The sequence below is a fragment of the Dankookia sp. P2 genome (assembly GCF_050632255.1).
Taxonomy (GTDB): domain Bacteria; phylum Pseudomonadota; class Alphaproteobacteria; order Acetobacterales; family Acetobacteraceae; genus Paracraurococcus.
Genome location: NZ_CP192581.1, coordinates 1465265 through 1488608 on the forward strand (window position 1 = coordinate 1465265; position 23344 = coordinate 1488608).

The 23344-nt window shown below is 71.6% G+C and carries 25 protein-coding genes and 3 pseudogenes; 19 read left to right on the forward strand and 9 right to left on the reverse strand.

Annotation, left to right across the window (positions count from 1 at the left end; translation table 11 throughout):
• Positions 1 to 134: 134 nt before the first annotated feature.
• Entirely contained in the window at positions 135 to 350 is a 216-nt protein-coding gene (locus tag ACQ86J_RS08745; RefSeq protein WP_431270807.1) for a dodecin, read from the forward strand.
• A 2-nt stretch (positions 351 to 352) separates the two neighbouring features.
• Positions 353 to 652 (forward strand): hypothetical protein, encoded by a 300-nt coding sequence (locus ACQ86J_RS08750; RefSeq protein WP_431270808.1) that lies wholly within the window; start codon positions 353 to 355, stop codon positions 650 to 652.
• A gap of 88 nt (positions 653 to 740) precedes the next feature.
• Here the strand turns inward: ACQ86J_RS08750 and ACQ86J_RS08755 are convergent, their stop codons facing one another.
• Both ACQ86J_RS08755 and ACQ86J_RS08760 read right to left on the reverse strand, forming a co-directional pair.
• Complete coding sequence (locus ACQ86J_RS08755; protein ID WP_431270809.1) at positions 741 to 1268, reverse strand: hypothetical protein; 528 nt, start codon at positions 1266 to 1268, stop codon at positions 741 to 743.
• A gap of 39 nt (positions 1269 to 1307) precedes the next feature.
• On the reverse strand, positions 1308 to 1982 hold the full coding sequence (locus ACQ86J_RS08760; RefSeq protein WP_431270810.1) for a protocatechuate 3,4-dioxygenase subunit beta: 675 nt from the start codon (positions 1980 to 1982) through the stop codon (positions 1308 to 1310).
• Between the two features lie 83 nt (positions 1983 to 2065).
• On the opposite strand from ACQ86J_RS08760, the gene ACQ86J_RS08765 reads away from it, so the two are divergent.
• A complete protein-coding gene (locus ACQ86J_RS08765; RefSeq protein WP_431270811.1) occupies positions 2066 to 2836 on the forward strand; it encodes an alpha/beta fold hydrolase in 771 nt (256 codons plus the stop codon).
• Here the strand turns inward: ACQ86J_RS08765 and ACQ86J_RS08770 are convergent.
• The 3 genes from ACQ86J_RS08770 to ACQ86J_RS08780 all read right to left on the reverse strand — a co-directional run bounded on the left by ACQ86J_RS08770 (position 2833) and on the right by ACQ86J_RS08780 (position 5204).
• Positions 2833 to 3195, reverse strand: a complete 363-nt coding sequence (locus ACQ86J_RS08770) for a hypothetical protein (protein WP_431270812.1) — start codon at positions 3193 to 3195, stop codon at positions 2833 to 2835. The two genes, ACQ86J_RS08765 and ACQ86J_RS08770, sit on opposite strands and share 4 nt — an antisense overlap.
• Before the next feature lie 222 nt (positions 3196 to 3417).
• Positions 3418 to 3579: a hypothetical protein gene (locus tag ACQ86J_RS08775; RefSeq protein ID WP_431270813.1), complete on the reverse strand. Its 162-nt coding sequence runs from the start codon at positions 3577 to 3579 to the stop codon at positions 3418 to 3420.
• A gap of 518 nt (positions 3580 to 4097) precedes the next feature.
• Positions 4098 to 5204 carry a DEAD/DEAH box helicase gene (locus ACQ86J_RS08780; protein ID WP_431270814.1) on the reverse strand — a complete coding sequence of 369 codons (1107 nt, stop codon included), beginning with the start codon at positions 5202 to 5204 and terminating at the stop codon, positions 4098 to 4100.
• A 106-nt stretch (positions 5205 to 5310) separates the two neighbouring features.
• Here ACQ86J_RS08780 and ACQ86J_RS08785 point away from each other — a divergent pair, with 106 nt between their 5' ends.
• Together ACQ86J_RS08785 and ACQ86J_RS08790 are read left to right on the forward strand one after the other, a co-directional pair.
• On the forward strand, positions 5311 to 6207 hold the full coding sequence (locus ACQ86J_RS08785; RefSeq protein WP_431270815.1) for an NAD(P)-dependent oxidoreductase: 897 nt from the start codon (positions 5311 to 5313) through the stop codon (positions 6205 to 6207).
• A complete protein-coding gene (locus ACQ86J_RS08790; RefSeq protein WP_431272345.1) occupies positions 6095 to 6352 on the forward strand; it encodes an NAD(P)-dependent oxidoreductase in 258 nt (85 codons plus the stop codon). The genes ACQ86J_RS08785 and ACQ86J_RS08790 overlap by 113 nt, the downstream gene beginning before the upstream one ends.
• Positions 6353 to 6355: 3 nt before the next feature.
• Here ACQ86J_RS08790 and leuD read toward each other — a convergent pair whose 3' ends face one another.
• Positions 6356 to 6976 carry a 3-isopropylmalate dehydratase small subunit gene (gene leuD, locus ACQ86J_RS08795; protein ID WP_431270816.1) on the reverse strand — a complete coding sequence of 207 codons (621 nt, stop codon included), beginning with the start codon at positions 6974 to 6976 and terminating at the stop codon, positions 6356 to 6358.
• A pseudogene (leuC, locus tag ACQ86J_RS08800) lies at positions 6967 to 8347 on the reverse strand (3-isopropylmalate dehydratase large subunit). Before leuC ends, leuD begins: the two are co-directional and overlap by 10 nt.
• A 94-nt stretch (positions 8348 to 8441) precedes the next feature.
• On the opposite strand from leuC, the gene ACQ86J_RS08805 reads away from it, so the two are divergent.
• The 11 genes and pseudogenes from ACQ86J_RS08805 (at position 8442) to ACQ86J_RS08855 (ending at position 17961) form a co-directional block, all read left to right on the forward strand.
• Positions 8442 to 9872, forward strand: coding sequence for an amidohydrolase family protein (locus tag ACQ86J_RS08805; protein ID WP_431270817.1), 1431 nt, complete (start codon positions 8442 to 8444; stop codon positions 9870 to 9872).
• A gap of 3 nt (positions 9873 to 9875) precedes the next feature.
• The gene (locus ACQ86J_RS08810) at positions 9876 to 10166 is read left to right on the forward strand and encodes a hypothetical protein (RefSeq protein ID WP_431270818.1); all 291 of its coding nucleotides are present in this window, start codon (positions 9876 to 9878) and stop codon (positions 10164 to 10166) included.
• Positions 10163 to 10303, forward strand: coding sequence for a GTP-binding protein (locus ACQ86J_RS08815; protein WP_431270819.1), 141 nt, complete (start codon positions 10163 to 10165; stop codon positions 10301 to 10303). The genes ACQ86J_RS08810 and ACQ86J_RS08815 overlap by 4 nt, the downstream gene beginning before the upstream one ends.
• Positions 10304 to 10326: 23 nt before the next feature.
• Positions 10327 to 10977 (forward strand): annotated as a pseudogene (locus ACQ86J_RS08820) (CobW family GTP-binding protein); the annotation flags it as partial.
• Between the two features lie 238 nt (positions 10978 to 11215).
• Positions 11216 to 11986 carry an SDR family NAD(P)-dependent oxidoreductase gene (locus ACQ86J_RS08825; protein ID WP_431270820.1) on the forward strand — a complete coding sequence of 257 codons (771 nt, stop codon included), beginning with the start codon at positions 11216 to 11218 and terminating at the stop codon, positions 11984 to 11986.
• A 10-nt stretch (positions 11987 to 11996) separates the two neighbouring features.
• Complete coding sequence (locus tag ACQ86J_RS08830) at positions 11997 to 13202, forward strand: acyl-CoA dehydrogenase family protein (protein ID WP_431270821.1); 1206 nt, start codon at positions 11997 to 11999, stop codon at positions 13200 to 13202.
• Entirely contained in the window at positions 13195 to 14118 is a 924-nt protein-coding gene (locus tag ACQ86J_RS08835) for a phosphotransferase family protein (protein ID WP_431270822.1), read from the forward strand. Before ACQ86J_RS08830 ends, ACQ86J_RS08835 begins: the two co-directional genes overlap by 8 nt.
• Before the next feature lie 58 nt (positions 14119 to 14176).
• Positions 14177 to 14539, forward strand: a complete 363-nt coding sequence (locus ACQ86J_RS08840; protein ID WP_431270823.1) for a DUF6285 domain-containing protein — start codon at positions 14177 to 14179, stop codon at positions 14537 to 14539.
• Between the two features lie 10 nt (positions 14540 to 14549).
• Positions 14550 to 16169 carry an acyl-CoA synthetase gene (locus tag ACQ86J_RS08845; RefSeq protein WP_431270824.1) on the forward strand — a complete coding sequence of 540 codons (1620 nt, stop codon included), beginning with the start codon at positions 14550 to 14552 and terminating at the stop codon, positions 16167 to 16169.
• Between the two features lie 199 nt (positions 16170 to 16368).
• A pseudogene (locus ACQ86J_RS08850) lies at positions 16369 to 17170 on the forward strand (Bug family tripartite tricarboxylate transporter substrate binding protein).
• 98 nt (positions 17171 to 17268) lie between these two features.
• A complete protein-coding gene (locus tag ACQ86J_RS08855; protein ID WP_431270825.1) occupies positions 17269 to 17961 on the forward strand; it encodes a DUF169 domain-containing protein in 693 nt (230 codons plus the stop codon).
• Here ACQ86J_RS08855 and ACQ86J_RS08860 read toward each other — a convergent pair.
• On the reverse strand, positions 17946 to 19625 hold the full coding sequence (locus ACQ86J_RS08860) for an ATP-binding protein (protein ID WP_431270826.1): 1680 nt from the start codon (positions 19623 to 19625) through the stop codon (positions 17946 to 17948). The two genes, ACQ86J_RS08855 and ACQ86J_RS08860, sit on opposite strands and share 16 nt — an antisense overlap.
• On the reverse strand, positions 19585 to 21147 hold the full coding sequence (locus ACQ86J_RS08865; protein WP_431270827.1) for an adenylate/guanylate cyclase domain-containing protein: 1563 nt from the start codon (positions 21145 to 21147) through the stop codon (positions 19585 to 19587). Before ACQ86J_RS08865 ends, ACQ86J_RS08860 begins: the two co-directional genes overlap by 41 nt.
• 282 nt (positions 21148 to 21429) lie before the next feature.
• Between ACQ86J_RS08865 and ACQ86J_RS08870 the strand changes: the two genes are divergently transcribed.
• The 3 genes from ACQ86J_RS08870 to ACQ86J_RS08880 all read left to right on the forward strand — a co-directional run bounded on the left by ACQ86J_RS08870 (position 21430) and on the right by ACQ86J_RS08880 (position 23337).
• Positions 21430 to 21621 carry a hypothetical protein gene (locus tag ACQ86J_RS08870; protein WP_431270828.1) on the forward strand — a complete coding sequence of 64 codons (192 nt, stop codon included), beginning with the start codon at positions 21430 to 21432 and terminating at the stop codon, positions 21619 to 21621.
• Positions 21622 to 21746: 125 nt separating this feature from the next.
• On the forward strand, positions 21747 to 21980 hold the full coding sequence (locus tag ACQ86J_RS08875; RefSeq protein ID WP_431270829.1) for a hypothetical protein: 234 nt from the start codon (positions 21747 to 21749) through the stop codon (positions 21978 to 21980).
• Positions 21981 to 22209: 229 nt separating this feature from the next.
• Positions 22210 to 23337, forward strand: coding sequence for a CaiB/BaiF CoA transferase family protein (locus ACQ86J_RS08880; protein ID WP_431270830.1), 1128 nt, complete (start codon positions 22210 to 22212; stop codon positions 23335 to 23337).
• The last annotated feature ends 7 nt before the right edge of the window (positions 23338 to 23344 follow it).

Here is a 23344-nt window from a genome sequence, read left to right on the forward strand (position 1 = left end):
GGCCCCTCACGTCTTGCCGCGTGACAACAAAGCTGCCGCGCTTTCGTTTCCGCGGTGCAGCAGAGAAGCGTGGGAAACCGGCCGGCCGCCGTGGCGCTTCAGGGAGGCTGCCTGGAAGTCCGGAGGACCCCGCGATGCCCGAGCATGTTTACAAGGTGGTGGAACTGGTCGGATCCTCGAAACAAGGGATCGACGATGCCATCCAGACCGCCATCACCCGCGCCGGCGCCACGCTGCGCCACCTGCGCTGGTTCGAGGTGACGCAGATCCGCGGTGCGGTCGGCGAGGATGGCAAGGTGGACCACATGCAGGTCACGCTGAAGGCCGGCTTCACGCTGGAGGAGGCGTAGCCATGTACCTGGCCCGCTTTTCCTACGACGTGCTGCCGGTGAACCGGCAGCAGGCCATGGGTTTCATCCGGCGCGAGGTCGAGGCGGCGGCCGGCAGAGGCCTCAAGGCGCGGATGCTGGTGCCGCTGACCCGTGGCCAGGGCGGCGCCGCCCTGCGACTTGAGGTCGAGCTGACCAGCCTCGACCAGCTTGAGCAACTGCGCCAACGTGGCGGCGATACCGAGGCGCAGGATTGGATGCATGCCTTCAGCGAGGTGCTGACGGCGCCCCCCGGGGTCGAGATCCTACGGGTGGATGGATAGGCGCCGGCCCGCCTATTCCACGAAAAACGGCGTCTCGGCCCCGGGCGCGCCGCGCAACAGCAGGTCGAAGCGGAAGACCCGCATCCCCTCAGCCTCGCCATCCGCCACCGCGACCAGCCGCGTCCGGCGCTCCGGCGGGACCAGCGCCAGTACCGGGTCGGCGGCGTTCTCGGCGGCGAAATCGGCGAAGTAGACCGTAGTCGCGAAGCTGCCGCATCAGGCCGCTGGCCATGATCCAAAGGTCAATATGCGGCGCGCGGCGCTGGTTGCCCTCGGCGAAGCCGCCGGGCAGCACGCTGCGGAACTCATATCGCCCGTTGGCATCCGTCCAGGCGCGGCCCCAGCCGAGGAAATCCGGGTCGGCCAGCGCGGCCTCGGGGTCGGCCGGGTGGCGGAAGCGGCCCGCCGCATCAGCCTGCCAGGCTTCCAGGATCGCGTTGACGCAGGGCACCCCGCCCTCCCGCCGCAGCCGCCCGCGCAGCAGGATGCGCTCGCCGCGCGTGGTGGGCGCCGCCTCGGCGGTCATCCGCGCCAGGTCGTTGTCGCCCGCCCGGAAAAAGGTCTGCGGGAAGAATGGCCCGATGGTATGGGCCGAGGTCGGGGGCCGCGGGCTCATGGCAGCACCGGGGTTGCGGCGCGGCCGCGCAGCACGATGTCATGGCGGTAGCCGAGCCAGCCGAGGCCGACCTCCACGGGCGGGATCGGCCGTGCCACCAGCCGCTCCCGCGCCGCCGCGTCCGGCACCGACATGAGGATCTCGGTCCAGCGGGTTCAGCGGATCCCCGGGGAAGTACATCTGCGTCACCAGCCGGGACAACGTTGCCGGGCCGAGCACCGAGAAATGCACATGCGGTGGCCGCCACCAGACACCCGGTGCCGGCACCGGATAGGCGCCGGGCCTGATGGTGAAGAAGCCGTAGCGACCCTCCCCGTCCGTGCGGATCCGGCCATTGCCGATGAAATTCGGGTCGAGCGGCGCGTCGCGCTGGTCGTTCGGGTGAAAGTAGCGGCCGGCGGCATTCGCCTGCCAGAGCTCGACCACCGCGCCGCGGACCGGGCGGCCGTCCTCGTCCAGGATGTGGCCTGCGATATGGATCAGCTGGCCCTGCGCCATGCGGCCGGGCCCGACCACCGCCAGGTTGTCGTCGCCGCAAGGCAGCTTGCGCCAGAGCTCTGTCGGGCCGGTTATCTCGGTCCGCGTCGCCGGACGGCGGATCGGCGCGAGAGCCGGGGTATGGGTGAAGGTATTGGCATAGCCCTCGATCGGCACTGCGGGCTCGATGCCGGGCGGCCAGGGGTCGAAGCGGTCTGGCGGCATGGCTCCGTCCATCGGCGGGATCCTCCCTTTCCGGCCAGCCTAGCGCGCCGGCGGGCCGCGCGGGATAGTCCCCGCATGAGGTATGGGGGACCAAGATGGAGGAGCGCATCGTTCCGCGCGGGGCGGCGCGGACCGGCTACCGGGCGGTGGGCCAGGGCCCGGCCATGCTGCTGCTGGCTTCGCTCGGCCGCGGCGCCGAGGATTTCGCCGAGGTCGCGCCGCTGGTCGCCACGGCCGGCTTCCGCGTGCTGTGCCCCGACCCACGCGGCATCGGCCGGTCGAGCGGGCCGATGGAAGGCTTGACCCTCTATGACCTGGCGGAGGACGCGGCAGCGGTGCTGGAGGCGGAGGGCACCGGCCCCGCCATCGTCGCGGGCCATGCCTTCGGCAATTGGGTGGCGCGGGCGCTCTCGGCCGCCCGGCCTGATTTGGTGCGTAGGGTGGCGCTGCTGGCTGCCTCGGTGACCACCAATCTCGACCCGGCGATCCGCGCCTCGATCGACGGCAGCTTCGACCCGGCCCTGTCCGCGGCCGAGCGGCTGGCGCATCTGCAGCGCGGCTATTTCGCGCCGGGGCATGACGCCAGCGTCTGGCTCTCCGGCTGGCACCCGCCCGTCGCCCGCATGCAGCGGGCAGCGACGGCGGCCACCGACCAGCGCTGGCGCCGCGTAGCGGAGCGGCACCGCACGCTCTATGTCGCTGCGGCCGAGGATACCATCGCCCCCGTGCCAAGCTTGGCGCAGTTGCGGGAGGCGCTGGGCGAGCAGGTCTCCCTGACCGTCGTCGCCGATGCCGGGCACGCCCTGCTGCCGGAACAGCCGGCGGCGACGGCATCGGCGCTGGTCGGCTTCGCCCGGGAGGTCTAGCCGGGCGGCGAGAGCGGCCCCTGCCCCGGCCCGGCCTGCATGCCGGGCACTTGGCCGGGCAACGCGCCTTCCGGCAGCCAGGTGAAGGACTTGCCTGCGCCCATCCGCGGCCGGGTGGCCACGATGTCGCCGGGCGCCAGTGGCCGGTAGGCCGGGCCGGCATTCATCCCAGCCACCGTGCCGGCGACCGAGCCCCAGGGCATCGGGGTCAAGGGCTTGCCCGCATCCATCCGGTCGGGATCGCCATAGGTATTGGGATGCGTCTCCACCAGGTTGCCGTTGCGGTCGAGCCAAGTGGGGATCGGCACCACCGCGCCGGCCTCGCGCGGCCGGGTCGCCGGCGGCGCCGCATCCGGCACCGCGACGGGCGCCGGGGTGGCGGACGGGGAGGTCTGGACATTCTCGCCGCTCGGCGCCTGTGCGGCCGGCCCCCCGGAATTCCTGGGCCCAGGCGGGTGCGGCCAGCAGGGCAAGGCAACAGGCGAAGGCGGCTTTCGGGATGCGCATGGGGCTTCCTCCTCGCTGCGGTTCCGGCCCGGCCGGAACGGTGCGGGAAGAACCCGGAGCGGGCACCGTGGTTGCTAGGGGCCCGAGCGGAAGTCGAAGCGGCGCTGCCGCACGCTCCAGCCGTAGCGGGCATCCCCTTCCAGCACCTGGAGATGATCGGCGATGCGGTTGCGCTCCAGCCAGGCCAGCGTCGCCTCCAGCTCGGCCAGCGACATCTCCGCCCGCCCCTTGCCCATGATCCGCTTCAGCGCCGCGGCATAGGCGTGTTGGGCGACGCCGCCGCGCGCGGATGCGGAGGCCGCCCTCGTCCTCCAGCACCTGGGCGGCGACCAGCTGGGCGATGCGGCCGCGCAGCGCGCGCTCCCGGGCGGAGGGCGTCTCCGCCGGCGGCGCCTGCTCCGGTCTGGCGGCGGCGAGTCCGGGCCCCGGCGCCAGCCGGTGCCAGTGCAGCGCCGTGGCATTGGACGCCAGTGGGATGATCGCCGGCTCCCGCACCCCTTCCGGGACGATCGGCAGCTCCCCCTGCCGTCGCGGCGCCTTCATCCGGGCCAGCGTGCCCTGCTCACGCTCGATCCGCTCGCGGAAGCGGCGGAACAGCAGGTCGTCTGGGTGCAGCACCACCGCACGCTGGCTCTCGTACGGTCCGGCGGCGAAGTCCACGCGGGTGGCGCGGGCGATCATCTGCTCCAGCCAGGCGCGGGAGCGGATATGGGTCAGCGCGGCGCAGACCGAGACGCTGGGCGCATCCAGCCCCTCATAGGCCATGGCGACGGTGACGAGGACGCTGGGTTCGGGCCGCAACCGGAAGGCGGCCAGCACCTCCTGCGCGTCGCGCTCGTCGGAGGTGGCGATGCGCGCCGCGGTCTCCGCCTGGCCGCGCGGCAGCCAGTCGCGCAGCCAAGCCAGGTATTGCCGCGCATTCTCCTGGTCCGGCGCCACCACCAGCAGCTTGCCGAGGCCCATCGCGGTCTCGCCCGCCGGCAGGCCGAGCCGGGCTCGGCGTTCGGCCCGGCAGGTCGCGCGTCGCGGCGAAGGCGCGCCTAAGCAGGTCGCGGGCGAAGCCGGTGCGCAGCGCAGTGAAGAGCGCGGCGCGGCCGACCTCGGGCGGGCCCGAGACGGGGTGCGGTCCGGTCCGGCGGCGCGCCTCGTCCAGCCATTCGGCCTCCCCGTCCAGGGCGCCGAAATCGACCGGCAGCACGGCCTTCTCCGCCAGCGCCTGGGCGCGGCTGTAGCCGATGACGGCGAAGCCGGGCGCGGCGAGGTCGACCTCCCGCGTCCGCGTTCCCTGGCCCTTGCGGTAGGGCAGCCAGAGGATCGGCCGCCCATCCGCGCGTTCCAGCGTGCCCGACAGCAGCAGGCGGACCGCGGCGGTCTCGAGCAGCGGCAGGATTGCGCGGGACCAGGCGGCCTCCTCCGGCGCATCCGGGACGGCCTCGGCCGGCAGGTGGTGCACCTCGTCCACCACCAGCAGCGTGCGGTGGCGACGGAACTCCGCCAAGTGCAGCTCGGGCGCCGCGGCGACGCCCTGGTACGTGGTGATCCAGCCCTGCAGCCCGCGGCAGGGGTCGGGCGCATTCTCGGCGGCGCGGACCGAGACGGCGTGGCTCAGCGCGTCGCGCCAGGCGGGGTCGGCGAAGGCTTCCTCCGCCTGCAGGCGCAGGCTGTCGCGCGGGACGATCCAGCAGACCCGCTCGACCAGGCCTGCCGCCATCAGCCGCGCCGCGGCGATCACCGGCAGCAGGCTCTTGCCGCCGCCCGGGGTCACCGCGGCGAGGATGTCGCGCAGGTCGGTCTGCCCGGTCGCGATCGCCTCCACCACGCCGGCCAGGAGCTGCTGATGGCTGCGGAGGGCGCGCTGCATGCGGGGCCGCAACGCGCCAGGAGGGCGATGGATTCCTCGCCTGCGCGACTTTTCGCTGGCTGGGCCGCGGGATACAACCGGGCCAACCTCCAAAGGAAACGCAAGCATGGCCTTCCGAGTCGGCTACCTGTCCCACGTGCCGCACCCGTCCTTCCTGGAGACTGCGGCGCAGCACCCGGAGCTGGAGGTGGTCCGCATCCCGTTGGATCAGCCGGAGGCCGGCGTGATGGAGGCGCTGCGCGGGGTCGACGCCTATTACTGCATGGCCTCGCGCGACGAGCTGCCGAAGCCCTTCCATGTCAACGCGGCCTTCCTGGCGCAGCTGCCGGGGTTGCTCATGGTCGGCAGCACCGGCGCCGGCTACGATCCGGTCGATCCCAAGGCCTGCACCGAAGCTGGGGTGCTTCTGGTGAACCAGGCCGGTGGCAATGCCGAGGGCGTGGCGGAGCATGCGGTCGGCATGATGCTGGCGCTGCTGAAGCGGATGCCGGAGGCGGGTGCTGCGATGCGCGCGGGCCGGGCGCGCGACCGCAACGCGCTGATGGGCCGGGAGCTGCGGCACCGCACCGTCGGGCTAGTCGGCATCGGCAATGTCGGGACGCGGGTGGCGGAGATCGTCCGGCTCGCCTTCTCCTGCCCCGTGCTGGCCTGCGACCCTTACTTGGACGCCGCCACCATCGAAGCGCGCGGCGCCCGCAAGGTGGAGATGCCGGAGCTGCTGGCCGAGAGCGACGTGGTCAGCCTGCACCTGCCGCTGTCGCCTGAGAGCCGCAGCCTGCTGAACGGCACCAGCTTCGCGCGGATGCGCAAGGGCGCGATCTTCGTGACCACCGCCCGCGGCAACATCCATGACGAGCCGGCGCTGCACGAGGCGCTGCGCAACGGCCACCCTGGCCGGCGCCGGGCTCGACGTATGGGAGCAGGAGCCGCCGAACCCGGACCACCCGCTGCTGCACATGAACAACGTGATCGTCACCCAGCACACCGCGGGCGTGACGCATGAGAGCCGGGCGAACATCACCCGCATCGCCGCGCTGGCCTTCGCCGATGCCGCCAAGGGCAAGCTGCCGCCACGGATCATCAACCCCGCGGCGGTCCCGCGCTTCGCGGAGCGCTATGCGGCGAAGCTGGGCCGCACGGTCGCCTGAGGCTCAACCGCGGCCGAGGCTGTCCCAGGCCCAACCGCGCGCCGCCCTGTCCCGCGCTTGCCAGGCAGTGATCTCCGCCGCCCGCTGCAGGGTCTGGGCAATCTCGTCGAGGCCGCTCAACAGCGCCTCCCGCTTGCGGGCATCGACGGCGAAGGGGACCGCCTCGCCCCAGGGCGTCACCACCACCCGCTTCTCCAGGTCGACAGTGACGCGGGCATTGCCGGGGCCCTCCTCCATCGCCGCCGCCATGCGCTGGATGATATCGATAGGCAGGCGCACCGGCAGCAGCCCGTTCTGGAAGCAGTTGTTGTGGAAGATGTCGCCGAAGCTCGGCGCGATGACGCAGCGCAGGCCCATGCCCATCAGCGTCCAGACCGCGCCCTCGCGGGAAGAGCCGCAGCCGAAATTCTCGCCTGCCAAAAGGATCGGCGCGCCTTGGAACGGCGGCTTGTCCAACGGAAAATCTGGCCGATCGCGAAAGCGTTCGAACCCGTATTGGCCGAGCCCCTGGCGGCCGCTGCCGACCAGGCGCTGCACCGGGATGATCATGTCGGTGTCGACATTAGCCCAGAGCAAAGGCGCGGCGATGCCGGTGACGGTGGCGAACTTCTCCATCACGCCCATTCCCGCACATCGACGATGGCGCCTGCCAGCGCCGCGGCGGCAGCCATGGCCGGGCTCGCCAGATGGGTTCGCGCCCCGGTGCCTTGGCGGCCGACGAAATTGCGGTTGCTGGTGGAGAGCGCTGCGCGAGCCCGCCGGCACCGATTCCCCGTTCGCCGCGACGCAGAGCGAACAGCCCGGCTCGCGCCATTCGAAGCCCGCCTCGAGGAAGCGGCGATGCAGCCCTTCCGCCTCGGCCTCGCGCTTCACGGTTTCCGATCCCGGCACCACCCAGGCGGTGACGCCGGGCGCCATGCGCCGCCCGCCGAGCACCGCGGCGGCATCGCGCAGGTCCGAAAGGCGCGAGTTGGTGCAGGAGCCGATGAAGACCCAATCGACCTTCGTCCCGGCGATCGGCCGGCCGGCTTCCAGCCCCATATAGTCCAGCGCGGCGCGCTCGCCGGCATCGCGCGGCTGCGGCACCGCTTCGCCCACCGCCACCACCTGCTCCGGGCTGGTGCCCCAGGTGACCTGCGGCGCGATCTCGCTTGCCTCGATCCGGTGGTCGCGGTCGAAATGCGCCTCGGCGTCACTCGGCAGCGCGCGCCAGTCGGCCAGCGCGGCGTCCCAGGCGCGGCCCCTGGGCGCGAATTCCCGCCCCGCGATGAACTCGAAGGTCGTCTCGTCCGGCGCCACCAGCCCCATCTTGGCGCCGAGTTCGATCGAGAGGTTGCAGAGCGTCAGCCGCGCCTCGAGCGGCAGCGCCCGCACCGCGCTGCCGGCATATTCCACCGCATAGCCGGTGCCGGCGGCGGTGCCGTAGCGGCCGATGGCGTGAAGGATCATGTCCTTCGCCGTGACACCGGACGGCAGACTGCCCTCGAAGCGGATGCGCATGTTGCGCGGCCGGTGCTGAATCAGCGTCTGCGTCGCCAGCACATGCGTCAGCTTGCTGGCGCCGACACCGAAGGCCAGCGCGCCGACGCCGCCATTGGTGCAGGTATGACTGTCGCCGCAGACAAGCGTCACGCCGGGCAGGACGATGGCAAGCTCCGGTGCCATGACATGGACAATGCCGTTGCCCGGCTGGCCGAGGTCGTACAGCCGGATGCCGGTCTCAGCCGCCCGCCTGCGCAGGCTCGCCAGGGTCCGCGCGCCGCCCGCGAAGGTCTCGCTGGTCCGGCCCGGCGCGGTGGAGACGGCATGGTCCGGCGTGGCGAAGACCAGATCCGGCCGTGCCAGGGCATGGCCGCGCTCGACGACCTCCGACAGCGCCCGCGCGCCGGACAGGTCGTGCAGCAGCACCCGGTCGATATGCAGCAGGGCCCAGCCCTCGCCGAGATCGGCGACCACATGGGCATCCCAGATCTTGTCGAACAGCGTGCGTGCCATGGTCCATATTCCCCAACCCCTCGCGGCCCGGCAAGCCTTGCGCCGACGCCGCTTGCGTCGCAGCATCGCGGCGCGCGAGGGATGGGAACGGGCAATGGTCGATCTGGTCATCACCGGGGATTGCGTGGTTACGCCGCACAGCATCGGCCCGGCGGACGTGGCGATCGCCGGCGGCCGGGTCGTCGCGGTGGCGGAACGCGGGGCCTTCCCGCTCTCGGCCGGAGCCCGGCTGGTGGACGCGACCGGCAAGATCGTCATGCCCGGCGGAATCGACCCGCATACCCATTGCCTCTGGCCCGTCGTGGTGCCGAGCGGCGAGCCGACGCTGACCCAGGGACCCTCCGTGGTGGGCAAGGCGGCGCTGTTCGGCGGCACGACCACCATCATCGATTTCACCCGCGTCATGCATGGCCAGACCGTGCAGGGCGCGATTGAGCAGCGCATCGCCGCATGGACCGGCGACGGCTGCCCCTGCGACTGGGCGCTGCACACGATGGTGGAGGGCGACCTCGGCCCGGAGATCCCCGGACAATTGGGCGAGGCCATCGAGGCCGGCCATGCCTCGGTCAAGATCTTCACCACCGACATCACGCCGTCCCGCAAGGGGCGGATGGTGGACTTCGGCGACATCTGGGAGGTCTTCCAGGTGCTGGCGAAGAAGGGCGGCCTCGGCGTCATTCATGCCGAGGACAACGACATCGTCATGCACATGTACGCCAAGCTGTTCCGCGAAGGCCGCGCCGGCTTCGAGAACATGGCCGAGGTGCACAACACCCTGTCGGAGGACCTGTCCTTCCGCCGCGTGCTGAAGTTGGCCGAGCATGTCCCGGGCACCGCGCTGTACATGCTGCATGTCTCGGCCGGCAACGGCGTACGCGCGATCCGCGAGGCGCGCTCGAAGAACCAGGCCGTCTACGGCGAAAGCCTGCACCAGTACATGCTCTACACGCAGGAGGACTACAAGCGCCCGAACGGCCAAATGTACCACACCTATCCGTCGCTGAAGTCGCAGGCCGACCAGGAAGAGCTGTGGCGCGGCGCGATGGACGGCACCATCGGCTGCATCGCCACCGACGAGCTTTGCTGCTCGCTCTCGGTCAAGACCCAGGGCAGCCGGATCGACGACACCACCGGCGGCAATCCCGGCGTCGAGCCGCGCGTCGCGTTGATGTATTCCGAGATGGTCGGCAAGCGCGGCTTCACACTCCGGCAGTTCGTCAACGCGGTCTCGACCAATGCGGCGCAGGTGATGGGCCTCTATCCGCGCAAGGGCGCCATCGCGCCTGGGGCGGATGCGGATATCTGCATTCTAGACCCCGCGCTCAAGCGTACGGTCCGGGCCGAGGCGATGCACGAGGCCGATTACAGCCCCTGGGAAGGCCGCCAAGTCGATGCCTGGCCCTGCATGACCATCCTGCGCGGCAAGGTCGTGGTGGAGAACGACCGCTGGCTGGGTGATGCGAAGGGCGGCGCCTGGCTGCCACGCCGCATCCCCGCCGAGATCCGCGCCGGCGCCGCGCTGTAGCGCATGACGCCGCCGGAACTGCGCGACCTGGTGGCCGATGCGCTCACCCTGTGGGAGATCGCGGCGCGGCCGAAGGTCGCCGGCGTGGGCGTTTCCCTCACCGCTCCCGACGGCACCCCGCTAGCGGTCCACCCCGCCGCCGCCGCGGACCTGCCGGTCCGCTGGTGGCTGGAACGCCCCGGCCAGCGCCGCCCCTGCACCTCGGTGCTCGGCCTGCTGCGCACGCTGCGCAATGCGGTCGGTGCCGGCGCGGGCGAGGCACGGCGGCTGCGTGTGGCGCGACCAGACGCATGATCCCGATCTCGGTCGTCACCGGCTTCCTCGGCGTCGGGAAGTCCACCCTGCTGCGCCGCATCCTGTGCGATCCCGCCTGGGCCGACAGCGCCGTCATCGTCAACGATCCGGCGAGATCCCGCTCGACCACGATCTGATCGCCGCCAGCGAGGAAAGCTTCATCAGCGCATCCACCGGCTGCCTTTGCTGCGTGGTGCGGGACGACCTGACGCAGACGCTGCTGGACCTGCTGCGGCGACGAGAGGCCGGCGAGGTGCCGCGCTATGCCCGGGTTCTCATCGAGACCTCGGGCCTGGCCGACCCGGCCCCGATCCTGCACGCGTTGATGACCAACGAAGCCCTCGGCGCGACGCATGCGTTGCACGGCGTGGTCGCATTGGTCGATGCGCTGCATGGCGAGGCGACGCTTGGGCGCCACCCGGAGGCGCAGCGGCAGGTGATGCTGGCCGACCGCATCCTGGTCACCAAGCCGGACCTGGCCGCGCCGCCCGAGGCCGCGATCCGCGCGCTTAACCCTGCCGCGCCGCTGCGACAGGCGATTCGGGGCGCGACCGACCCCGAATGGCTCTTCGCCCCGGCACCGCGCCCGGCCGAGTTGCCGGACTGGGCGGCGCGCCATACCACCGGCCTGGCCTCCTGCGTCATCGAGCGCGAGGCGCCGATCCCGGCGCTCGCGCTGACGCTCTGGCTGCAGGGACTGGCGGAACATGCAGGCGCCCGCCTGCTGCGTCTCAAGGGCCTGGTCGCGCTCACCGAGCAGCCGGAACGGCCGGCCGTGCTGCACGCTATCCAGCACATGGTGCATCCGCTGGAGTGGCTGGACGCCTGGCCGGCCGGAGATCACCGCAGCCGCATCGTGCTGATCGGCGACCGATCCCGCGCCATTTCCCGGCGCGTCTGCTGGCCGCGATCGAAGGCGAAGTGGCGACGGCCCGATCCTGAATGCGCGTCCAGCCCGGCTTGCCGCACCGGCCGGGCGGTGGTCAATTGCGGCTCTGGCATTCCTTGGGAGGAAAGGGACGGCGGGAAGACCGGCCATCCCGGGCAGCATGACCGATCCGGCGCAGATCTTCTCGCTTCAGGGCGCCACGGCGCTCGTTACCGGAGCATCCGGCGCGCTTGGCGCGCATTTCGCCCGCGTGCTGCACGCCGCCGGCGCCAGCGTCGTGCTGGCGGCGCGTCGGACGGCGGCGCTGGAAGCACTGGCCGCCGAGCTTGGGCCGCGAGCCGCCGCGGTGGCGCTGGACGTCACCGACAGCGCCGCGGTCGCCCGCGCCTATGACGCGGCGGAAGCCGCCTTCGGCGCGCCCTGCGACATCATTGTCAACAATGCCGGTATCGCCGTCAGCCGCCCTTTGCTGCAGCAGACGGAGCAGGACTGGGACAACGTGCTGGACGTCAACCTGCGCGGCTGCTTCCTGGTGGCGACCGAGGGCGCGCGCCGTCTCGTCGTGGCGAAGCGCGGCGGCAGCATCGTCAACATCGCCTCGATCGGCGGCCTGCGCATCCTGCAGGGCGTCGTCGGCTACACCGCCTCCAAGGCCGGGCTGGTGCAGATGACGAAGCAGATGGCGGTGGAACTGGCCCGCTACGGCATCCGCGTGAATGCGCTTTGCCCCGGTTACGTCGAGACACCGATCAACACCGAATTCTTCGCCTCCGAGGCCGGGCAGGCGGTGGTGCGACGGGTGCCGCAGCGCCGGCTCGGCCAGCCGCAGGACCTGACCGGGCCGCTGCTGCTCCTCGCCTCCGCTGCCGGCACGCACATGACCGGCGCGACGCTGGTTGTGGATGGCGGCCATTCCGTGAACCCGCTTTAGGACTACGCCGATGGATTTCGCCCTTTCGCCCGAAGCCGACGAGCTCCGCCTGCGAATTCGCGCCTATGTCGAGGAGCGGATCATCCCACTGGAAGCCGATCCGGCGAGCTATGACGAGCACGAGAACATCGCCAGGCCGCTGCTGGAGACGCTGCGGGCCGAGGTGAAGGCCAAGGGGCTCTGGGCGCTCAACATGCCGCAGGAGCGCGGCGGCGGCGGACAGAACATGGTGACGCTCGCCGCCTGCTACGAGGAGATGAACCGCAGCATCTTCGGCCCCGTGGTCTTCCACGGCGCGGCGCCGGATGACGGCAACATGCGCCTGCTGAACATGGTTGGAACCGAGGCGCAGAAGGAGCGCTGGCTGCAGCCCATCATCGACGGCAAGGTGCAGAGCGCCTTCGCCATGACCGAGCCCGACGGCTGCGGCAGCGACCCGTCGATGACCTACACGCGGGCTGAGCGCGTCGGCGACCGCTGGCGCATCTATGGCCGCAAGCACTACATCACCGGGGCGGAATCGGCGAAGCACTTCATCCTCATGGCCCGCACCGGAAAGGACGACCGCAACGGCCTGACCGCCTTCCTGTTCCATGCCGACCAGCCGGGCTGGCGCATCATCCGCCGCATCCCGATCATGGGGCCGGAGGAGCATGGCGGCCATTGCGAGCTGGAATTCGACGGGCTCGAGATCTCCGACGACAACGTGCTGATGAATGTCGGCGACGGGCTGCGCGCGACACAGATCCGGCTAGGCCCGGCGCGACTTACGCACTGTATGCGCTGGACCGGCATGGGCCGCCGCGCGCTGGAGATTGCCATGGCGCGGATCGAGACGCGCAAGGCCTTCGGCGCGACGCTCATCGACAAGGAAAGCGTGCAGCAGCTGATCGGCCAGGCGGCGATGGAGCTCGATATAGGCAGGTTGCTGACCATGCGCGCCGCATGGCTGCTGGACAACGGGAGTCTCGCGCGGAAGGAGATCTCCATGGCCAAGGTCGTGGTAGCCGATGCGCTGCACAAGGCGGTCGACACCTCGCTGCAGCTGCTCGGCGCACGCGGCTATTCCAAGGACACGCCGGTCGAGTGGATGTACCGCTATGCCCGCCAGGCCCGGCTGGTCGATGGCGCCTCCGAGGTACACCGCATGGTGCTGACCAACTTCCTCCGCCGGCAGGGCAAGGACTTCTTCAACTGGGGCGCCGGGCGTGGATGAGCCGGCCCGTGCCCGCCTCGCCGCCTGGTTGAGCGCCGCGGCCGGCGCGCCCGTCTCCATCGCCGGCATGGGGCTGCTCTCGGGCGGCGCCGTGCAGCAGAACTGGGCGCTCGACGTGACGCTCGGCGGCACGCCGCAGCGCTGGGTGCTGCGCACCGACAATGCCGCGGTGCTCGCCGTCTCGCATCCGCGCACGGCGGAATTCGCGTTGCTGCAGGCGGCGCACGCCGCCGGCGTCGCAGTGCCGGCGCCGCTGTTCTGCTGCACCACGCGGGACGTCACCGGCGCGCCCTTCTTCGTCATGCAGCGGGTGGAGGGCATCGCCGCCGGCCATCGCCTGGTCCGCGCCGCGCAGGGCACGGCGCTGGCCGAGGCGCTCGGCCGCGAGCTGGCGCGCATCCACAGCATCCACCCGCCGCGCGCCGACCTGCCCTTCCTCGGCGACCCGCCGGCCGATGCGCATGCCGCCTTCATCGCCGCGCAGCGCGCCGCGCTGGATGCCGCGGGCACGCCGCGGCCCGTGCTGGAATGGGGGCTTCGGCACCTGGAACGCACCGCGCCGCCACCGGGTGAGACCGTGCTGAACCACAACGACTTCCGCACCGGCAACTACATGGCGCAGGGCGACCGGGTCTCGGCGGTGCTCGACTGGGATTCGCCGCCTGGGGCGACCCGCATGCCGACCATGGCTGGTTCTGCGCGCCCTGCTGGCGCTTCGGCGCGCTGGCGCAGGAGGCCGGCGGCATCGGCCCGCGCGCCGCCTTCTACGCAGGCTACGAGGCGGCCAGCGGCCGCACCGTGCAGCATGACCGCGTGGTGTGGTGGGAGCTGGCGGCGACCATTCGCTGGGCCGTCGTCGCCGCCGACCAGGCGGGGCGGCACCTGTCCGGCGACACCAGCCTGGAACTCGCGCTGACCGGCCATATCGTGCCGGAGCTCGAGATGGACGTGCTGCGCATGACGGGGATCGCCTGATGCTGGAACGGCCGGATGGCGGCAACCTGCTGGACACCGCGCGCGAGGTCCTGTTGAAGGAGCTGCTGCCGCATCTGCCGGAGGCGCAGCGCTTCCACGCACGGATGGTCGCCAATGCCATGGCCGTCGCCCGGCGCGAAGCGGTGGCCGACCCCGCGCCGGCCCTGGCCGCGCTGCGGGCGGCGATGGCCGCCCCCGCCGGAGAGGCGGACGACCTGCTGCGACGCCTGTCGCGCGACATCCGCGCCGGCGCGCATGATCCCGGCACGGCGACCCATGCCTCGATGGCCGCCGCCCTGCTGGCGCTGACCCGGCTGCGCTGCGGCGTCAGCGCGCCCAGGGCGCTCGGCAAGGCGGGCTAGGAGAGTACCGATGGACGATCCGAACACGCTGCCGCAACTGGCCGCGAACCACGTGCCGCTCTCGCCCATCTCCTTCCTGCAGCGGGCGGTACGGATCTACCCGAAGCGCGTCGCCATCATCCATGGCGCGCGGCGCACCACCTATGCGCAGATGGCGGAGCGCAGCCGCCGCCTTGCCGCGGCCCTGCATGGCGCCGGCATCATGCCCGGCGACGTCGTCGCGGTGCTGGCGCCGAACATCCCGGAGATGCTGGAGGCGCATTACGGCGTGCCGATGGCCGGCGCGATCCTGCTGACCATCAACATCCGGCTCGACGCCGCGGCGATCGGCTTCATCCTGCAGCACAGCCGGGCGAAGCTGCTGCTGGTGGACCGCGAATACAGCGGCGTCGCCGGCCTGGCCCTGGCCGCGATGGAGTCGCCGCCGCCCGTGGTCGACATCGTCGACACCGAAGCGCCCGCCGGCGCGCCACTCGGCCCGACCGACTACGAGGCCTTCCTCGCCGGCGCCGATCCGCATCGGCCTCCGCGCCTGCCGGAGGACGAGTGGGAGGCGATCGCGCTCTCCTACACCTCGGGCACCACGGGCAACCCGAAGGGCGTCGTCACGCATCATCGCGGCGCCTACCTGAATGCCTGCGGCAATGCGTTGGCCTTCGGGCTGAACCCGCGTAGCGTCTATCTCTGGACGCTGCCGATGTTTCACTGCAACGGCTGGACCTATACCTGGGCCGTCACGCTACAGGGCGGCACGCATGTCTGCCTGCGCAATGTGCGGCCGGAGGCGATCTTCGCCGCCATTGCCGAGCACGGCGTGACGCATATGTGCGCTGCCCCCGTGGTGCTGACCATGCTGATCCACGCGCCGGACGCGGTGAAGCGGCGCCCGGCGGAGGCCGTCGCCATCGCCACCGGCGGTGCCGCGCCGCCCTCCCCGGTCATCGCGCAGATGGAGCGCATGGGATTTGCGGTGACGCATCTGTACGGCCTCACCGAATGCTACGGCCCGGCGACCATCTGCCTCTGGCAGCCGGGGTTCGAGGAGATGCCGCTGGCTGACAGGGCCGCCTTCATGGCCCGACAGGGCGTCAACCACCCGATGCTCGAGGAAGCGACGGTGCTCGACCCCGGCACCATGGCGCCGGTGGCGCGCGACGGCACCACGCTGGGCGAGGTGATGCTGCGCGGGAACACCGTGATGAAGGGCTACCTCCGCAATCCGGCCGCCAACCGGGAGGCCTTCGCCGGCGGCTGGTTCCACACCGGCGATCTCGGCGTAATGCACCCGGACGGCTATATCGAGGTCAAGGACCGCGCCAAGGACATCGTCATCTCGGGCGGCGAGAACGTCTCGACCCTCGAGGTCGAGGAAGTCCTCTACGCCCACCCGGCCATCATGGAAGCCGCGGTGGTGGCGCAGCCGGACGAGAAATGGGGCGAGGTGCCGCACGCCTTCGTCACCCTCGCCCCGGAGAAGGCCCCGCCGACCGAGACCGAGGTGATCGCCTGGTGCCGCGAGCGGCTGGCGCATTTCAAATGCCCGAAGCGCGTCACCTTCGGGCCCTTGCCGAAAACCAGCACCGGCAAGATCCAGAAATTCGAACTGCGGCAACGGCTGCGATCGGTGTAGCCTGCCCGGCAACAATCCGGGAGGATACCACCGATGCGCCTGGCCCGCCGCATGCTGCTCGCCGCCCCTGCCCTGCTTACGTTGCCGGCGCGCGCTCAGAAGCTGGACGCCCGACAAGCCGGTGCGGATCCTGATCCCCTACACTCCGGGCGCGATCAACGACGCGCTCGGCCGGTTGATCGGCGAACGCTTCCAGGACATGCTCGGCCAGCCCGGGTTGGTGGAGAACCGGCCGGGTGCCAGCGGCTCGCTCGCGTTGGCAGCGACGGCGCAGGCGGCGCCGGATGGCGGCACCATCGTCGTCGCCAATACCGCCAACCTCTGCATGAACCCCTTCCTCTTCGCCAATACCGGATATGATTCGCGCAAGGATCTCGCCCATCGCGGTGGTGGCGCGGGTGATGAATGCGCTGGTGGTGCGGGCCGACAACCCGATCCGCAGCGTGGCGGAGCTGGTGGCGGCGGCGAAGGCCCGGCCCGGGCAGCTCAGCTTCGCCAGCTCCGGCGCCGGCAGCAGCCCGCACCTGGCGGCCGAGCTCTTCAAGGCGCGCACCGGCACTGACATCACGCATGTGCCCTATCGCGGCAGCGCGCCGGGGCTGGCCGACCTGCTGGGCGGCCGGATCACCCTGTCGGTCGACAATCTGCCGAATGTCCTGCCGCATGTGCAAGATGGCCGGATGCGAGCGCTTGCCGTGACCGGCACCGAGCGCGACCCGGCCCTCCCGGACGTGCCGACCTTCGCGGAGGCCGGCTTCCCCGGCGTCGAGGTCTATGTCTGGTTCGGCTTCGTAGGGCCGGCCGCGCTGCCCGCCCCGATCCGCGACCGGCTCTCGGCGACGATCATCCGCATCGCCGAGAGCCCCGACACGGCGGAGCGCATCCGGCGTGCCGGCGCCACGGTCTGGACCCGCGGGCCGGCGCCGATGGCGACGCTGATCGGCGAGGAGTTGGACAAGTGGGGCACGGTGATCCGTGCCGCCAACCTGCGCGTGGAATAGGGAGAAGCCGGCATGTCCGGGACGGAACCGAACGAGACGCAACGCCTGCTGGCCAGAGCTCGAACGCCCTGCTGCGGCTGAAGACCACGGTCATCGGCATGAAGCTGTTCGAGACGGTGGCGGAGATGGAGGCGATCCCGCGCATCCGCCGGCCGAAGACGAAGCACACCACGGACCAGATCGTCTCGATGGCTTCGCGGCTTGGCTGGACCGTGGGCATCACGGCGGCCGACCTGGTCGGCGCGCAATGCCAGGCGGTGATCGGCCTGGCGCCGCAGGACGAGGACTGGCGCCGCGGCGAGAAATATGTCGGCGTCTGGCACGGCACCCAGCAGGATGCGCAGGCGCGGCAGGAGGCGCTGACCTGCGTGCCGCACGGCCGCTTCCAGGCCATGGCGGTCAGCCCGCTCGAGAGTGGCCGGCTCGACCCGCCGGACATCGTCATGGTTTATGCCACGCCCGGGCAGATGATCATCCTCATCAATGGGCTGCAGTATCGCAACTACCGCAAGTTCGAATGGTCCGTGGTGGGCGAGACCGCCTGTGCCGATAGCTGGGGCCGTGCCCTGGCGACCGGTGAGCCGAGCCTTTCCCTGCCCTGCTTCGCCGAGCGGCGCTACGGCGGCGTGCCGGACGAGGAGATGCTGATGGCGCTGAAGCCGGCCGATCTGCGGCAGGCGGTGGACGGGATGAAGGCGCTGGCGAAGAACGGAATTCGCTACCCCATCCCGTCCTATGGCATCCAGAACGATCCTTCGGCCGGCATGGGCATCAGCTACGGCAAGGGCTGAAGCACCGCCAGCGCCGCGCGGGCGCGCAGCACCACCGGCTCCTCCGCCACGGCCAGGGGCGCCAGCGCCGCATCGAGCGTCGCACGCGCCGCCTCGCCGCGCCCGGTCCGGGCGAGCAGCGCCGCCAGCGGGATCGCCGCATGAAGCCGGAACAGCGTCGCCTGTTGCGCCTCCGCCGTCGCTACCGCGGCGCGCAAATGCGCCTCCGCCGCTTCCGCCCGCCCGGCGCGGCCGAGGATCTCGCCATGCTGCCGCAGCAGCACGGAGCTCTCCCAGCGCGCGCCGCTCTCGGCCATCATCGCGAAGGCCTCCGACATCCCGTCCAGCGCGCCCCAGGGATCGCCGGCCCGCGCCGTCAGCTTCGCTTCCATGCCGAGGTAGTTCGGCACGAAGGTCAGCGCCTCCGCCGCCCGGTTCCAGGCCACCGCCTCCCGCACGAGGGCGAGGCCGCCGGCATGGTCGCCGTGGCGGCCGAGCAGCAGGCCGATGATCGCCTTCGCCGCCATTGCCAGGTATTCGATGCCGTGCTCCTCGCAGAGCGCGACGGTCGTGCGGAGCCGGGCCAGGCAGGCCTCATCCGCGCCGGTGTCGTAGTCGTAGCGTCCCAGCGCGTAATGCGCGTTGGCGACGGCGAAGGGGAAGGCGGCGGTCTCGGCCGCCGCCAGCGTCGCCAGCAGGTCGCGGCGCGCCTCGGCCAGCCGTCCCATGAAGGTGCGCGCCCAAGCGGAGTAGCAGCGCGTGCTGATCACCGTGGCCTGCAGGGCAAGCCCGTAGCGCCGGTCGCGCTCGGTCTTCGCCTCGTACTCCAGGCCGCGCTCCAGGCTTTCCAATGCCTCGGGGAAGCGGCCGAGGATGAACTGCGAATGTCCCATCGCGCTCCAGGCGATGGCCAGACCGCCATGCGACTCGCGGGCCTGGGCCTGGCCGAGCAGCGCCTCTGCCCGCTCGAGCGCGAGGCCGATATGGCCGCGCATCCAGGCATGGCTCCATTGGCCATGCATGGCGTTCCGCAGCTGCGGCTGACCCGGCAGCCGCTCGGCCAGGTGGCGAGCGCGATCATAGGCCTGGCCGGTCTCCAGCGCGCTGTGCCCGCGCAAGCTCAGCAGCGCGCTGCCGGCCAGCAGCTGCATGTCGAGCTCGGCCTGCGCATGGGCCGGGTCTTCGGGCAGCGCCTGCAACAGCGCGATGCCGCGGCGCAGCTGCACCAGCGCCTCCTCCATCGCGCCGCGGCGCATCGCCTGCTGCGCGCCGCGTTGCCACCAGCCGGCCGCCTGCTCCGGCTGCATCGCCTCGGTGCGGTGATGTGCGATGACTTGCGGCTGCGCCGCGGCGCTCGCCGGGAAACGTTCCTCAATGATGGCGGCGACCCGGGCATGCAGTGCGCGGTAGCGCTCGCGCGGCAGCATGCCGAGCGCGGCATCCTGGATCAGCGCATGGCTGAACCGATAGATCTCGCCGCCAGGCCCGCCGCGCCGCTGCAGCACGCGCGACTCCACCAGCCGTTCCAGCATGGGAGCGAGGCACTCCCTCTCGCGCTCCAGTGCTGCGCCGAGCAGTGCGGAGTCGAACTCCCGGCCGATGACGGACGCCACCTCCGCCACCCGCCGCGCCTCTCCCAACCGGTCAAGTCGCGCCAACAGCGAGGCGTGCAGGGAGACCGGCACGCTCGCGCGGTCCGTCGTCGGCGCTCGCTGCGGCGCGGCGGAGGTCGAGGCCGCGCTCCTGGGCGATCTGCTCGGTGACCGCGCGGGTCAGCTCCTCGAGGAACAGCGGCACACCGTCGGCGCGGCGCAGGATGTCGCGGGCGATGGCCGCGGGCAGCGGGACGTCACGAGCGATGCCGCGCACCAGCTCGGCCGCCTCGGCCTCGGCCAGGGGGCCAGGGCCAGCCGCTCGACCCCCGGCGCGCGGAGCCAGGCGGGGGCAGATTCGGGGCGCGCGGTGATGACCGCCAGCACCGGCAGCCGCGGCACGCGCTCGACCCAGAGCGCCAGCAATTCGCGCGTGGTCGGATCCGCCCAGTGCGCGTCCTCCAGCACCATCAGCACCGGCCGCCGCCGCGTGGTGGTGGCCAGCCCGTCTCGCCAGGGCCTGCAGCAACCGTTCGCGCCGCCGCTGCGGCGACATCGGCGGAATAGCGGTGAGGCCCGGCCCTTGCAGCGACATCTGCTCGGCGATCAGGGAGAAGTCGGTCGGCGGCAGGTCGGGCAGCATGGCGCGCAGCTTCTCGATCCGCTGCGCCGGGCCGTCCGAGGCATGCATGCGGCCGTCGCGTTCCAGCTGCTGCAGCACCGGTTGCAGCGGCATCCCCTGCTGATGCGGTGCGGCGAAGTAGCGGACCAGTGTCCTGCTCTCGGTCTCCTTCAGTAGCTGCGCGACCAGACGCGACTTGCCGATGCCGGCTTCGCCGGTGACCAGCACCGTGCGCCCCCGCCCGGCCTGGGCGGAGCGCCACAGCGCCAGCAATCGGTCGAGCGCGACGCCGCGGCCGAGCATCGGCAGCATGCTGCCCGCGGCCCGGGCGGCGAAGCGGTCGGGGCTGCGGGAGACGCCGAGCACCTGCCAGACCGGGACAGGGTCCGGCCAACCCTTGACCAAGTGCCGGCCGAGGTCGCGGATATCGAACAGCGCGCCGACCTGGCGCCGCACGCTGTCCGACAGCAGCGCGGTGCCGGGCTCCGCCAGGGCCTGTAGCCGGGCGGCGAGGTTCGGCGTCTCGCCGAAGATGTCGAGGTCGCGCGGGTCGCCGGTATCGGCCACGTCGGCGACCACGACAAGGCCGGTGGAGATGCCGATGCGCACCGCCAGACGCGGGCCCGAGCGCGGCGGCAGCGCCGCGACCGCGTCGAGGATGCCGAGCGCCGCGCGCACCGCGCGTTCCGCGTCATTCTCCTGAGCGGCCGGGTAGCCGAAGCAGACCAGCACGCCGTCGCCGACGAGCCGGCCGAGATGCCCGCCATGCGCCGCGACCACCTCAGCCGTGGCCCGATAAAAGCGGGCGATCGCCTCGGCAGATTCCTCTGGGTCAGTGCCAGCCGCCATGGCTGCGGAGCCGACGACATCGCAGAACAGCACGGTCATCGGCCGCAGCTCGCGCGGCCGCGGGACGCCGAGCGGTGGCGCCAATGCTCCAGCCTGCTGGCGCAAGCCGCACTCGCTGCAGAACCGCGCGGTGGCCGCCAGCATGGTGCCGCAGCCGGCGCAGGCCAGGTGGGCGCCCAAAGGCTCGGATCGCGGAGTCCGTTCTGCCGGCTGTACCAATGCGACGGTGCCTCTTCCCCGTAGCGCCGGATCAGGCGGTGGGGAACGCTTATCGCACGACAGGTGGGCCTTGCGCCATCGCGTGGGACACCTGGCGCGTCGTGGTTGAAGCCGCGCCCCGGTCCGCTGCCTTGAAGGGTTAAGATGTAGCGCAACAGCCGGGCCGGTCCCGCGTTGTGGCCGGACCAATCCGGAGCAAATCCATTCATGCCACCATCCGATCCGATCGCGCCGCCCGGCTTTCCCGGCCCCGAGATCCCGCCGATGCCGCCCGGCCCGCCCTCGCCCGCGCCCGGCCCGAGCCCGCTGCCACCGGCGCCCACGCCCGGCCCGGAACTGCCGGTGCAGAATCCGCCTGGCCCGCGCGAGATGCCGCCGCCGCAGGCACGGCAAGGCTGATCCGGCCACGCATCTTCCAGCCTGAGGACAAGCGGCGACGCATCCCGCGCATGCCACGGGCGTTGCATTGCTGTCGGCCATGACATCTAGCCGGCGGCATCAGGAGCAATAGGAAGGAACGCTTCATGGCGGGTTCCAGCGGCGATGCGCCGCAGGGCGGCAACCGGAACAACAATCCGGGCAACTTCGCCAACAATCGGGAGAAAGCTTCGCGGGCAGGCCAGATAGGCGGCTCGCGGCAAGGGGCCGCAAGCAATCCAGGCAATTTCGCCAACAACCGCGACCGGGCGCGCGAAGCCGGACATCTCGGCGGCGTGCACCAGGGCAAGGGAAACAACCCGGCGAGATTTCGCCAATGATCCTGCGAAGGCGCGTGAGGCTGGGCATATCGGCGGCACGCATCAGGGCCGGCAGAACAATCCGGCCAACTTCGCCAATGACCGCGGGAAGGCGAGCGAGGCGGGACGGCTGGGCGGCCAGCAGCGTGGCGGTGCCCGCACCGCCGGCGGCGAGACCAGCGAGGCTTGACGCAGGAGCGCTGGCATTGCGGGCGGTGCCTGCTAGTCTCCCTCCAAATGGAGGGAACGAATGGGACCGCTCAACGGCCTGCGCATCCTGGGATTCGCCGGCATCGGGCCAGGGCCGTTCTGCGGCATGGTGCTGGCCGATCTGGGCGCCGAGGTTGTACGGGTCGAGCGGGCGGAGGGACCACCCGGCAGCCGGGAGGATTTCACAGGCCGCGGCCGCCGCTCCATCGCGCTCGATCTTAAATCGCCGGCGGCGATCGACGCGGCGCTGCGGCTCGTCGAAAGCGCTGATGCACTGATCGAGGGCTTCCGCCCCGGAGTGATGGAGCGGCTCGGCCTCGGGCCAGATCCCTGCCTCGGGCGCAACCCACGCCTGGTCTATGGCCGGATGACCGGCTGGGGCCAGGACGGGCCGCTGGCGCAATCCGCTGGCCATGACATGAACTACATCGCGCTGACCGGCGCACTCTGGGCCATAGGCCGGCCGGGGGAACGTCCGGTGCCGCCTCTCAACCTCGTCGGCGATTACGGCGGTGGCGGCATGCTGCTGGCGGTCGGCCTGCTGGCGGCACTGCTGAGCGCGAAATCCACCGGCCGCGGCCAGGTGGTGGATGCCGCGATGGTGGATGGCGCGGCGCTGCTGATGGCGCCGATCTACGCCATGAAGGCGCGCGGCCGCTGGCGGAACGAGCGCGGCGTCAACATGCTGGATGGCGCGGCCCCCTGGTACGACACCTATGCCTGCGCCGATGGCCGCTGGCTCTCGGTCGGGCCGATCGAGCCGCAATTCTTCGCCCTGCTCTGCGAGAAGCTGGGCCTGGACGCCAAGGATTTCCCCGACCGAATGACGCCCTCCACCTGGCCGGGGCTGAAGGCAAAGCTTGCCGGCATCTTCCTGACCCGCACGCGGGACGATTGGGCGGCGCTCTTCGCGGGCACCGATGCCTGCGTCGCGCCGGTGCTGGACATGGAGGAAGCGCCCGCCCATCCGCACAATGCCGAGCGCGGCACCTTCGCGGTGCGGGACGGCGTGGTGCAGCCGAGCCCGGCGCCGCGCTTCAGCGCGACCCCGGCCGCGATCGGCAGCCCGCCCGCGTTGCGCGGCGAGCATACCGAGGCCGTGCTGCGGGATGCCGGATTCTCGGCTGCCGAGATCGACGCGCTTCGCGCCGTCCGCGCCATCGCCTGAACGACCT

Coding starts and splice junctions, on each gene's coding strand:
- ACQ86J_RS08830 (WP_431270821.1), top strand. CDS start 11,997: ATGGATTTCGCCCTTTCGCCCGAAGCCGACGAGCTCCGCCTGCGAATT.
- ACQ86J_RS08865 (WP_431270827.1), bottom strand. CDS start 21,147: ATGCTGGCGGCCACCGCGCGGTTCTGCAGCGAGTGCGGCTTGCGCCAG.
- ACQ86J_RS08870 (WP_431270828.1), top strand. CDS start 21,430: ATGCCACCATCCGATCCGATCGCGCCGCCCGGCTTTCCCGGCCCCGAG.
- ACQ86J_RS08880 (WP_431270830.1), top strand. CDS start 22,210: ATGGGACCGCTCAACGGCCTGCGCATCCTGGGATTCGCCGGCATCGGG.
- ACQ86J_RS08785 (WP_431270815.1), top strand. CDS start 5,311: ATGGCCTTCCGAGTCGGCTACCTGTCCCACGTGCCGCACCCGTCCTTC.
- ACQ86J_RS08780 (WP_431270814.1), bottom strand. CDS start 5,204: ATGCAGCGCGCCCTCCGCAGCCATCAGCAGCTCCTGGCCGGCGTGGTG.
- ACQ86J_RS08825 (WP_431270820.1), top strand. CDS start 11,216: ATGACCGATCCGGCGCAGATCTTCTCGCTTCAGGGCGCCACGGCGCTC.
- ACQ86J_RS08760 (WP_431270810.1), bottom strand. CDS start 1,982: ATGGACGGAGCCATGCCGCCAGACCGCTTCGACCCCTGGCCGCCCGGC.
- leuD (WP_431270816.1), bottom strand. CDS start 6,976: ATGGGCGTGATGGAGAAGTTCGCCACCGTCACCGGCATCGCCGCGCCT.
- ACQ86J_RS08765 (WP_431270811.1), top strand. CDS start 2,066: ATGGAGGAGCGCATCGTTCCGCGCGGGGCGGCGCGGACCGGCTACCGG.
- ACQ86J_RS08840 (WP_431270823.1), top strand. CDS start 14,177: ATGCTGGAACGGCCGGATGGCGGCAACCTGCTGGACACCGCGCGCGAG.
- ACQ86J_RS08805 (WP_431270817.1), top strand. CDS start 8,442: ATGGTCGATCTGGTCATCACCGGGGATTGCGTGGTTACGCCGCACAGC.
- ACQ86J_RS08845 (WP_431270824.1), top strand. CDS start 14,550: ATGGACGATCCGAACACGCTGCCGCAACTGGCCGCGAACCACGTGCCG.
- ACQ86J_RS08815 (WP_431270819.1), top strand. CDS start 10,163: ATGATCCCGATCTCGGTCGTCACCGGCTTCCTCGGCGTCGGGAAGTCC.
- ACQ86J_RS08750 (WP_431270808.1), top strand. CDS start 353: ATGTACCTGGCCCGCTTTTCCTACGACGTGCTGCCGGTGAACCGGCAG.
- ACQ86J_RS08745 (WP_431270807.1), top strand. CDS start 135: ATGCCCGAGCATGTTTACAAGGTGGTGGAACTGGTCGGATCCTCGAAA.
- ACQ86J_RS08810 (WP_431270818.1), top strand. CDS start 9,876: ATGACGCCGCCGGAACTGCGCGACCTGGTGGCCGATGCGCTCACCCTG.
- ACQ86J_RS08755 (WP_431270809.1), bottom strand. CDS start 1,268: ATGAGCCCGCGGCCCCCGACCTCGGCCCATACCATCGGGCCATTCTTC.
- ACQ86J_RS08875 (WP_431270829.1), top strand. CDS start 21,747: ATGGCGGGTTCCAGCGGCGATGCGCCGCAGGGCGGCAACCGGAACAAC.
- ACQ86J_RS08775 (WP_431270813.1), bottom strand. CDS start 3,579: ATGGGCAAGGGGCGGGCGGAGATGTCGCTGGCCGAGCTGGAGGCGACG.
- ACQ86J_RS08855 (WP_431270825.1), top strand. CDS start 17,269: ATGAAGCTGTTCGAGACGGTGGCGGAGATGGAGGCGATCCCGCGCATC.